Below are 10,624 nucleotides of genomic sequence, written 5' to 3' on the forward strand. Positions count from 1 at the left end.
CGCTCGCTCGCGAGCACGGATGCCGGTGCGAACGTCGCCGTCCTCGACGCGAGCTACGCGACGACCGCCTCCCTCGCCGTCGGCGGCACCGTCGCTATCGCGGGCACCGACTTCAGCATCGTCGGGCTGGTCTCCGCGGCGACCTCGGACAGCGCGACCGCGGCCAATGTCTACATTCCGCTCGACGTCGCCCAGTCCCTCGCGGCCCTGCCGAGCCAGGTCTCCAACATCTACGTGCAGGCGGCGTCGTCGACGGACATCAACCAGGTCCAGGCGGACATCAGGACCGCACTGCCCGCAGCGACCGTCAAGACCCAGGCGGACCTCGCGTCGAGCGTATCCGGGTCGCTCGCGAGCGCATCGAGCCTCGTCTCCAACCTCGGGTTGTGGCTCTCCCTGATCGTCCTCGCAGCGGCGTTCCTGATCGCGATCCTCTTCACGATCTCCGGGGTCACCCGGCGCACCCGTGAGTTCGGAACGCTCAAGGCGATCGGGTGGTCCAACGGCCGGATCGTGCGCCAGGTCGGCGGCGAATCGCTCGTGCAGGGCCTGATCGGCGGCGTCGTCGGGATCGCCGTCGGGCTCGCCGGGATCCTCGTGATCAACATCATCGCCCCGACGTTGACCGCAGGGGCCTCGACGGCCGTGCAGGCGGTGGGCCGCGGGGCCGGGGCCGCCGGCGGCGCGGGAGGTGCGGGAGGCGCAGGCTTCGGCCCTGGCGGTGGCGGATTCGGTGCCGCAACCCAGGCGGCCACCCAGTCGAACATCGTCCTGACGGCGCCCGTCACGGTATCCGTGATCCTGATCGCGGTCGGACTCGCCGTTCTCGGCGGCCTGCTCGCCGGAGTGATCGGGGGGTGGCGAGCCTCCCGGCTCCGGCCGGCGGAAGCCCTGCGCAGCATCGCGTAGCACTGCCTGCGTCACCCGATTCGATTCGCTCCGATTCTCACTTTCAGCTTCCAAAAGGAACCAGACCATGTACCAGCTGACGAATGTCACCAAAAAGTATGACCAGGGCAAGCGCTCGGTGACCGCGCTGCAGGACGTCACCGTTTCGATCCCCGATGGCCAGATGGTCGCGATCCAGGGGCCGACCGGTGGCGGCAAGTCGACCCTCCTGCAGATGCTCGGGGCACTTGACCGCCCGAGTTCCGGATCCGTGGTGCTCGAGACGGAGCACCTCGGCAGTTCGAACCTGTCGAGCCTCGGGGACTCCCAGCTCGGTCGCATCCGCGCCACCGAGATCGGCTTCGTGTTCCAGGGCTTCAACCTGATCCCGACGCTGACCGCCCAGGAGAATGTCGAGACGGCGCTCGCGCCGCTCGGCGGGACGAACGCCGCGCGCCGGGAGCGCTCGGCGGCCGCCCTCGAGGCCGTCGGCCTCGGGGACCGCCTCGGCCACCTTCCCGCCGAACTCTCGGGCGGCCAGCAACAGCGGGTCGCGATCGCGAGGGCACTCGTCAAGGACCCGACCGTGCTCCTCGCCGACGAGCCGACCGGCAACCTCGACGAGGAGACCAGGGACGAGATCATGGACCTGCTCGAGGGGCTCTGGCGGGCACAGGGCCTCACCCTGATCGTGGTCACGCACGACAGTGCCGTCGCCAGGCGCGCCCAGCGCCGCCTGCACATCAAGGCCGGACGACTCACCGAACTCGCCTGACTGCCGGGCTCGCCTGATGACCGCCGGGCTCGACAAACATTAGAGTAAAGACTCTAATGGGAGTATGACGCCCGACAGGACACCCAGGAACGACCGGAACGAGCCGAAAGGCCGGTACGACAAGAAGGGGCGGACGTCGACCCGGCGTTCGTTCCTCAAGGTCGCCGGCATCGGCCTGGGGACGATCGCGATCGCCGGCGCCGCAGGCCTCACCTGGCGCGCGGTCGACGGTGGCGTGTTCGCGAGCGGGACAGGCGAGGCATTCGCCGCATGGGCGCAGGCCGGCCCGGAGGCGCATGACGCCCTCGGCCTCGTTCGGGCCGCCGTGCTCGCCGCGAACGCGCACAACGCCCAGCCCTGGCAGTTCAGGGTCGCCGACAACCGGATCGACGTCTTCGCTGACACGACCAGGAACCTCGGGACGATGGACCCGCTGCTCCGGGAGATGGACGTCTCGCTCGGGTGCGCGATCGAGAACATCGTCGTCGCGGCACCCGCGAACGGGAAGAAGGCCGCCGTCACCCTGCTGCCGGACCCCGCGGACCCCACACACGTCGCACGGATCGACCTTCAGGCGGCGGAGGCATCCGTCTCACCGCTGTTCACCGCGATCGCATCCCGACACACCGACCGCAACTCCTATGACCTCACGCGGCCCGTGAGCGCCGCGGAGCTGGCACGGCTCAGCGGACTCATCGACGAGACCGTCGCCGAACTCGTCTGGTTCTCGGACCCCGCGGAGAAGAATGCGTTCGGTGCCCTGACCGTCCGCGCGACCGAGGCGATCATCGCAGACCCGCAACAGGTGGCGGACGACGCCGCCTGGTACCGCACCGACTGGCACGAGATCCAGTCGAAGAAAGACGGCATCACGATCGACCCGTCCGGGCAGTCGGAATTCATCAGGGCCGTTTCGAAGGTCATTCCCGTTTCGACGGCCCAGAACAACGCGGGCTGGCTCGCCGGCACCAGGGACAGCCAGGTCCCCACGGCCGCGGCCTTCGGAGCGCTCGTCGTGCGCGACCCGCTCGACACCGGCGAGCGTCTCGCCGTCGGCAGGGCCTGGCAGCGCCTGCACCTGAGCATGACGGTCGACGGGGTGAGCGCCCAACCGCTCTGCCAGCTTCCGGAACGGATCGACAGGGAACGCTCGACGGGCCTCAACCCGGACTTCGGCGACGCGCTGGCCGCGCTCCTGCCCGCCGGCCGCCACGCGATCATGACCTTCCGGATCGGACATCCGACCGGCTCGGCCCTGCCGAGCCCTCGACGCCCCGCGCGGGAAGTCGTGCTTTCGTGAGCCGGGTCCCGACCACGGTGACGGCGGGGGAGACCAGGGCCAGGATCCTCTTCGTCGCCCTCGGCCTCTTCAACGAACGCGGCACCGCCGCCGTGACCACCAACGCGATCGCGGCGGCCGCCGGAATCAGCCCGGGCAACCTGTACTACTGGTTCGGCGGCAAGGACGAGATCGTGCGCGAGCTGCATGCCCAGCGCGTGACGGCCTACGAATCTCTCTGGGAGGCATCCGCTGCCGGGGGAGGGGACGGGCCTGAACGCCTGGACCCCGAGCAGGTACTCGACCGCCTCGGTGCCGGTGTCGCGCTGACGCGGCAGTACGCGTTCCTGGCCCGCGACCTCTTCGGCCTGCTGCACGCGGACCCGGTGCTCGCCGAACACTACCGGCTCGTGCGCGCCCGGCGCCTCGTCAGGTTCAGCGAGATCGCCAGGGGCTGGCGTGAACACGGCGAGATCCGCCCGCTCGGCGATCGGGAGCTCGATGACCTCGTGCGGGCGCTCTGGATCCTCGCCGAGTCCTGGTTCGCCTTCGAGGAGCTCGACGGGGCGGACACCGGAGGGCCTTCGGATTCCACTACAGATTCCACCGGCGGGACGCGCTACCTGCGCGCCGTCCTCACGCCGTACCTCAGCGCCCCTTTACCCGGGCGGGGCTAGACGCGGCGGATGCCCCAGGCCACGACGGCGAGGGACGCCGCGCAGACGACACCGAGCAGGGACATCAGCAGGGTGTAGCTCGCGACGGCGTTGAGCGCCGCGAAGAGGACCGGCAGCAGGAACCCGAGGTAGGTGAGGCTGTAGTACACGCCCGTGATGCCGGCGAGGTCGGCAGGGGTGGAGATGCGCTGCACCTCGACGAGGCCCGCGACGACGCACACGCCGTACGCGGCGCCGAGCACGATCGCCGTGACGAGGGCGACGATCGGGGACAGGGTCGCCGCGGCGCAGATGGAGAGCAGGATGCCGACGAGCATCATGCCCATGCCGACGACGAGCGCTCGCCCGTTGGTGCGTGTGTTGATCCGGGCGACCTGCGGCTGGACCAGGGCCCCCGTACCGAGGGTGACGACCGTGAGCAGGGTCGCGTATGCGAGGTTGAACTCGCCGAGCTGGGTGTCGACGAGCTTCGGCATGATCGCGTACGCGATCCCGGCCGCGCCGAAGACCCAGGGCGCTGAGGGCGCGATGACGCGCAGGAAGCGGCGATGCCCGGCGAGAGGAACCGCAAGGTCACGCCAGAACGGGCGGTGCGCGCGGTAGCGCGGCACGGTCTCCGGCGTCGTGACGAGCAGGGGCAGTACGGCAAGGCTCAGCACGATGTGGACGAGGTAGGGGGCGAGCGTCGGCATCGGGCCCCACTGGGCGAGTGCGCCGGCGACGCCGGCACCGAGTCCGAAGCCGAGGGTGAGGGTCAGTGCCGGGCGCCGGGCGCCTGCCACCGTGTCAGCGCGCTTGTCGAACGGCGCGGCGGAGAGTTCCTTGAGCCACGCCGTTCCGACCGACATCGCAACGCCGACGCTCAGCCCGGCCAGGAAGCGGCCGAGGCACAGCATGACCGTGCTCGAGAAACCGAAACCGAGAAGGATGCTGGCCACGAGTCCCGTGATCACGCCCGCGATCGCGAGGGGCTTGCGTCCATACCGGTCCGAGAGCGCCCCGGCGAGGAGGAGCCCGGGAATCAGGCCGACGACGTACGCCCCGAGGAAGACATCCGCCATCACGGTCGTGTAGTGGCCGAGCGCCTCGTACATGTGCAGCAGCGGGGTGAAGTGGTTGCCGCCCCAGGCCATGACGAAGATGGCGGGTGCTGCGCGGAGCCAGGCGGGAATGGTACGGGGAATCATCGGACTTTCGGAACGCGATCGGGGATGGACGGTGGTGGTGGTCAGGGGACCGTGGCGGTCAGGCGACCCTGGTGGAGAAATGCCCGGCCTCGACATGTTCGCGGAGGGCACGGTCGTACGCTGCGGTGTCTCCGCTGGACACGTGACCGGCCAGGGTGCGGTGCTCGGCGAGAAGGCGTTCGAGGTTGCGGGGGTCCCGGGAAGCGACCCGGTGGGTGAGGCGTTCGAGCCTCGGGCCGAGCTGGGCGTAGAAACCGTCGATCACCCGGTTGCGGTTCTCGTCCACGATCCGGGAGTGGAAGCGGTGGTCTGCCCTGGCGAAGGTGAGCAGGTCACCGCTCGCAGCGGCATCCGCCTGGATCTCGATCAGGGCGGCGAGGTCGGTGTCCACCCCGCCTGTCCCGCCCTCGCGTTCGCCCAGGAGCCGGACGGCGGTCGTCTCGAGCATGATGCGCACCTGGAGCAACTCGGCGGTCTCCGCCTCGTCGAGCGCGGTGACGACGGCGCCCTTCTTCGGGAAGAGCCGGATCAGCCCGCGGGCCTCGAGCGCGAGGAAGGCTTCGCGCACCGGTGTGCGGCTGAGTGAGAGGGCTCCGGCGATCTCCCCCTCGGTCAGGAAGGAGCTCGCAGGGAGGGACCCCGAGATGATCAGGTCCGCGACGTGCGTGTATGCCCGCTCGACGGCGGAGGCCCCGGCCGGCATGAGGGAGGCTGATTCGGTCGGCATACCCCCAGCCTAGCCATAGATACATCAATAACTACAAGTCGGCTGCGGAATATACCGCCTCATATACTGGGCAAACGCCCCGATTGAGGCACACCCACCGCCGGGCCGCAGGCCTTTCGCCCGGTGCCGGCTCGTCCACTCTGACCCAGAGGCCCCCGTGACTGAAACGCTTTCCCCGCAGACGATCCTCGACGAACTCGCCACGATACTGCCGCCCGTGCAGCTCGTGACCGGACAGGCGACCGATGCGTATCTCACGGACCAGTCGGACGGCACCGCTGCGGGGGAGCCCCTCGCCGTCGTGTTCCCCAAAAGCACCGCCGAGGTTGCGGCGGTCGTCACCCTCGCAGCGGCCAACGGCATTGCGCTCGTGCCGCAGGGTGCCCGCACCGGACTCGCCGGCGGTGCGAACGCGATCACCGGAGCCATTGTCGTGAACCTCACCCGGATGAACCGGATCGTCTCCGTCGACAAGGCAGACCAGACCGCGACGGTCGAGGCCGGCGTGCGCACATACGCCCTGGCCAGGGCCGCCGCGACCGCCGGCCTCTTCTACCCGCCGGACCCCGGCTCGTGGAAGGGCTCGACGATCGGCGGCAACGTGGCCACCAACGCCGGCGGGATGCTGTGCGTCAAATACGGCGTGACGGGTAACTTCGTGCGCCGCCTCACGGTCGTCCTCGCGGACGGCTCCATCGTGCACACGGGGCAGCGCACCATCAAGGGTGTCGCCGGGTACAACCTGACGGCGCTCCTCGTCGGGTCGGAGGGCACCCTCGGGATCATCACCGAGATCACGGTCGGGCTGCTGCCTGCCCCTGCCCCGGCCTCCGGCGTGTCCGCGACGTTCTCGACCACCGCGGAGGCCCTCGCCGCCGCCGCACTGATCGTCACGAACAACCGGCGTCCGAGCGTGCTCGAATTCCTCGACGGATCCTGCATCACCGCGATCAACGCCTTCGACCCCGCGTCCACGCTCCCGGAGGGTGCTGCAGCACTTCTCCTCGTGCAGTCGGATGCCGCGGGGCAGGCCGACGACGACGTCGCAGAATACGCGCGCATCCTCGAGGCCGGGGGAGCGGGCGAGATCGTCATCGCGCACGACGCCGCGCACCTCGACCAGCTGATGAGCGCGAGACGCCTCCTCCAGCCGGCCCTGCAGGCCGCGCGCGGTGCGAGCCTCAACGAGGACGTGACCGTTCCGCGGTCGCAGCTGCAGGCGCTCCTCTCCGGCCTTCAGGAGATTTCCAGCGAACTCTTGATTCCGATCAGCACCGGAGGGCACCTCGGCGACGGGAACCTGCACCCGGTGATCGGCTTCAACCCCGACCTGCCCGCGGAGGTCGATGCCGCCCACCGCGCGTTCAAACGGGTGATCCAGCTCGCCGTCACGCTGGGTGGGTCCGCGTCGGGGGAACACGGGATCGGCCTGCTCAAGCAGGCGCACCTCGACGACGAACTCGGCCTCGCCGTGCGGGAGCTGCAGCGCCGCGTCAAGCTCGCTTTCGACCCCGCCAGCCTGCTGAACCCCGGAAAGAAGCTCTAGCCGCCAGGTTTGAGAATTCTCAGGATCGTCACTCCCCGCAGTGGATTACCGGGGTTTGGCTGTGCTAGGCGAGTCCTTTTAAACGCGCGGGCGAGAGACGCGGCGGAAGAACCCCCCGACCGGCCCTTGCCGGGGAGTAGTGTTGGAAAAAGAGAGCGGACCACGGTGCATCGGTGCACGTCTGGCGCCTCGTGTCCCCCCGCTCACTACCCCGAGCGCGGGATCTTCCGCGGCGGGAAAGCTCAATCCCACGAGGAGAGTAGTCCACATGACAATTACAGAGGGCGTCCTCAGCGGCGACACTTCGATGCAGCACGGCAAGGCGGAATTCGTTTCCGGGCCGTGGCAGGATTCGATTAACCTTCGCGATTTCATTCAGCGCAATTACACGCCGTATATCGGCGACGCGTCCTTCCTGGCCGGGCCGACTGCCCGCACCACGGGAGTCTGGGCCAAGTTGTCCGCGATGTTCCCCGAGGAACGTCGTAAGGGCGTCTACGACATCGACGCCTTCACGCCGTCCTCCATTACAGCCCACAAGCCGGGCTACATCGACAAGGACAATGAAGTCATCGTCGGCCTCCAGACGGATGCGCCGCTCAAGCGCGCGATCATGCCGTTCGGTGGATGGCGCATGGTCGTCAACTCCCTCGAGACCTACGGCTACCCCGTCTCTCCCGAACTCGAGAAGATCTTCACCGACTACCGCAAGACCCACAACACCGCCGTGTTCGACGTCTACCCTCCCGGTGTGCGTCGTGCCCGCAACAGCCACCTGATCACCGGTCTTCCGGATGCCTACGGCCGTGGCCGTATCATCGGCGACTACCGTCGTGTCGCCCTCTACGGCGTCGACGCACTGATCGCCGGCAAGAAGAACGACCGCGCCGAGCTCGACATGGAGCCCTCGACCGAGGACATCATCCGCGCCCGCGAGGAAAACTCGGAGCAGATCCGGGCCCTCAAGGAACTCGTCCAGATGGCCGCGTCCTACGGCTCCGACATCTCCAAGCCGGCCCAGACCGCCCAGGAAGCCGTCCAGTGGCTGTACTTCGCGTACCTCGGTGCCGTCAAGGAACAGAACGGCGCTGCAATGTCGTTCGGCCGTAACTCGGCCTTCCTCGACGCGTACATCGAGCGCGACCTCGCCGACGGCACCATCACCGAAGAGGGCGCCCAGGAGCTCATCGACGACCTCGTCATCAAGCTCCGCATCGTGCGCTTCCTGCGTACCCCGGAATACGACGAGATCTTCGCCGGCGACCCGACCTGGGTCACCGAGTCCCTCGGCGGCATCGGCGAAGACGGTCGCCCGCTCGTCACCAAGACGGCGTTCCGTTTCCTCCAGACGTTGTACAACATCGGCGCAGCACCGGAGCCGAACCTCACCGTTCTCTGGAACGACGGCCTTCCCGATGGATTCAAGCGCTTCTGCGCCCAGGTCTCCATCGACACGTCGGCGATCCAGTACGAGTCCGACGACCTCATCCGCGCCGAGCTCGGTGACGACGCTGCGATCGCCTGCTGCGTCTCCCCGATGCGCGTCGGCAAGCAGATGCAGTTCTTCGGTGCTCGCGTCAACGCCGTCAAGGCGCTGCTCTACTCGATCAACGGCGGCAAGGACGAGGTTTCCGGCAAGCAGGTCGCCCCGGCGACCGCGCCGAACCTGGACACGATCCTCGACTATGACACCGTCTTCGCGAACTACCTCGTCACGCTCGAGTGGCTTGCCGAGACCTACGTCACCGCGCTGAACTGCATCCACTACATGCACGACAAGTACGCGTACGAGCGTCTCGAAATGGCTCTCCACGACAAGGAAATCGTTCGCACGATGGCCTGTGGCATCGCCGGCCTGAGCGTTGTCGCCGACTCCCTGTCCGCGATCAAGTACGCCAAGGTGCGTCCGGTCCGCGACGACAACGGACTCGTCATCGACTACACGATCGAGGGCGAATTCCCCAAGTTCGGTAACGACGACGACAAGGTCGACTCCATTGCGATCGACGTCATGGAACGCTTCATGAACATGATCCGCAAGCACCCGACCTACCGCAACGCGATCCACACCCAGTCGATCCTGACGATCACGTCCAACGTGGTCTACGGCAAGGCAACCGGCAACACGCCCGATGGCCGTCGCAAGGGTGAGCCGTTCGCTCCGGGTGCAAACCCGATGAACGGCCGCGACACGCACGGCATGCTCGCGTCGGCGCTCAGCGTCGCCAAGCTGCCGTTCAGCCAGGCGCAGGACGGCATCTCGCTCACGAACACGGTCGTCCCCAGTGGCCTCGGTCACACCAAGGACGAGCAGATCACGAGCCTCGTCGGACTCATTGACGCGTACACGGAAGCCACCGGCTACCACATCAACGTCAACGTGCTCAACAAGGAAACCCTTGAAGACGCCATGCTGCACCCGGAGAACTACCCGCAGCTGACGATTCGCGTCTCCGGCTACGCGGTCAACTTCGTGCGCCTCACGCGCGAACAGCAGATGGACGTCATCAGCCGTACGTTCCACCAGCGCTAAGGATTCACCAGCGCTAAGGATTCACCAGCACCGAAGATTCACCAGCACTAATATCCACCGATAACAGATGGCGGCGACGCTGAGTAGGACGAGACAATGCCCGCAATAAACCTCGGCCTACCCAGCGTCGGCCCCGCCATCGCACTCGTCGCGCTGGAGGACGGCAAGACTCCCAGCACCGAACAAGCTGAACTTGCCGAACTCCATCACCTCGAGATGGCCGCGATTCACAACGGCTCGGTGGCGAGCGTCCATTCCTGGGAACTCGTCACGGCCGTGGACGGTCCCGGAACGCGGATGACCCTGTTCCTGTCCGGGTGCCTGTTGCGTTGCCAGTACTGCCACAACCCGGACACCTGGAAGATGCGCGACGGGTTGATCACCACCCTCGACGACCTGGTCACGCGCCTCAAGCGCTACAAGGGCGTCTTCGACGCAACCGGGGGAGGCCTCACCATCTCCGGCGGTGAGCCGCTCATGCAGCCGGCCTTCGTGGAGCGCATCTTCGAGGAATGCCACAAGCTCGGCATCCACACCACCCTGGACACCTCGGGGTTCCTCGGGAAGAGCGCGTCAGAGACGCTGCTCGACAACCTCGACCTCGTGCTTCTGGACGTCAAGTCCGGTCTTCACGACACGTACAAAGAGGTCACCGGGCGTGAGCTCCAGCCGACACTCGATTTCGGCGATCGCCTCGCGGAAAAGGGAATCCCCGTCTGGGCCCGCTTCGTGCTCGTCCCCGGACTGACCGATGCCGTCGACAACGTCGACGCCGTCGCGGAAATCATTTCCCGCTGGCCGAACGTCGAGCGCGTCGAAGTGCTCCCGTTCCACCAGATGGGCGAGGACAAGTGGGACCGGCTCGAGATCCCGTACCCGCTGCACGGGGTGACGCCCCCCGACAACGATCTGCAGGAGCGCGTGCGGGAGCAATTCCGCGCGAGGGGCCTGACCGTTTTCTAGGCGAAACCGGCGTTCAGACGCTGGGAAAGGCGCGGCATCCAACGGATGC

9 protein-coding genes are annotated in these 10,624 nt (G+C 67.5%); 7 read left to right on the plus strand and 2 right to left on the minus strand.

The features are described from left to right. The 4 genes from QN345_RS10735 to QN345_RS10750 form a co-directional block, all read left to right on the plus strand. Nucleotides 1–909 (plus strand): ABC transporter permease (locus QN345_RS10735; protein ID WP_323508643.1); only part of this gene is annotated, 909 nt, incomplete at its 5' end. A 67-nt stretch (nt 910–976) separates the two neighbouring features. Next, nucleotides 977–1,663 (plus strand): ABC transporter ATP-binding protein, encoded by a 687-nt coding sequence (locus QN345_RS10740; RefSeq protein ID WP_134448862.1) that lies wholly within the window; start codon nt 977–979, stop codon nt 1,661–1,663. A 64-nt stretch (nt 1,664–1,727) separates the two neighbouring features. Next, a complete protein-coding gene (locus QN345_RS10745; RefSeq protein WP_166791025.1) occupies nt 1,728–2,963 on the plus strand; it encodes an Acg family FMN-binding oxidoreductase in 1,236 nt (411 codons plus the stop codon). After that, nucleotides 2,960–3,619: a TetR/AcrR family transcriptional regulator gene (locus QN345_RS10750; RefSeq protein ID WP_322136038.1), complete on the plus strand. Its 660-nt coding sequence runs from the start codon at nt 2,960–2,962 to the stop codon at nt 3,617–3,619. The genes QN345_RS10745 and QN345_RS10750 overlap by 4 nt, the downstream gene beginning before the upstream one ends. Here QN345_RS10750 and QN345_RS10755 read toward each other — a convergent pair. Both QN345_RS10755 and QN345_RS10760 read right to left on the minus strand, forming a co-directional pair. Beyond that, nucleotides 3,616–4,806 (minus strand): MFS transporter, encoded by a 1,191-nt coding sequence (locus tag QN345_RS10755; protein ID WP_134448864.1) that lies wholly within the window; start codon nt 4,804–4,806, stop codon nt 3,616–3,618. The two genes, QN345_RS10750 and QN345_RS10755, sit on opposite strands and share 4 nt — an antisense overlap. Nucleotides 4,807–4,864: 58 nt before the next feature. Next, the gene (locus tag QN345_RS10760; RefSeq protein ID WP_322140761.1) at nt 4,865–5,533 is read right to left on the minus strand and encodes a GntR family transcriptional regulator; all 669 of its coding nucleotides are present in this window, start codon (nt 5,531–5,533) and stop codon (nt 4,865–4,867) included. A 157-nt stretch (nt 5,534–5,690) separates the two neighbouring features. Between QN345_RS10760 and QN345_RS10765 the strand changes: the two genes are divergently transcribed. The 3 genes from QN345_RS10765 (at nt 5,691) to pflA (ending at nt 10,575) form a co-directional block, all read left to right on the plus strand. Continuing rightward, a complete protein-coding gene (locus QN345_RS10765) occupies nt 5,691–7,079 on the plus strand; it encodes an FAD-binding oxidoreductase (RefSeq protein WP_134561294.1) in 1,389 nt (462 codons plus the stop codon). A gap of 268 nt (nt 7,080–7,347) precedes the next feature. Beyond that, nucleotides 7,348–9,612, plus strand: coding sequence for a formate C-acetyltransferase (gene pflB, locus QN345_RS10770; RefSeq protein ID WP_134448867.1), 2,265 nt, complete (start codon nt 7,348–7,350; stop codon nt 9,610–9,612). 96 nt (nt 9,613–9,708) lie between these two features. After that, nucleotides 9,709–10,575 carry a pyruvate formate-lyase-activating protein gene (pflA, locus tag QN345_RS10775; protein WP_134448868.1) on the plus strand — a complete coding sequence of 289 codons (867 nt, stop codon included), beginning with the start codon at nt 9,709–9,711 and terminating at the stop codon, nt 10,573–10,575. The last annotated feature ends 49 nt before the right edge of the window (nt 10,576–10,624 follow it).

The organism is Cryobacterium sp. 10I1, assembly GCF_035019805.1.
GTDB classification, from domain to species: Bacteria; Actinomycetota; Actinomycetes; order Actinomycetales; family Microbacteriaceae; genus Cryobacterium; species Cryobacterium glucosi.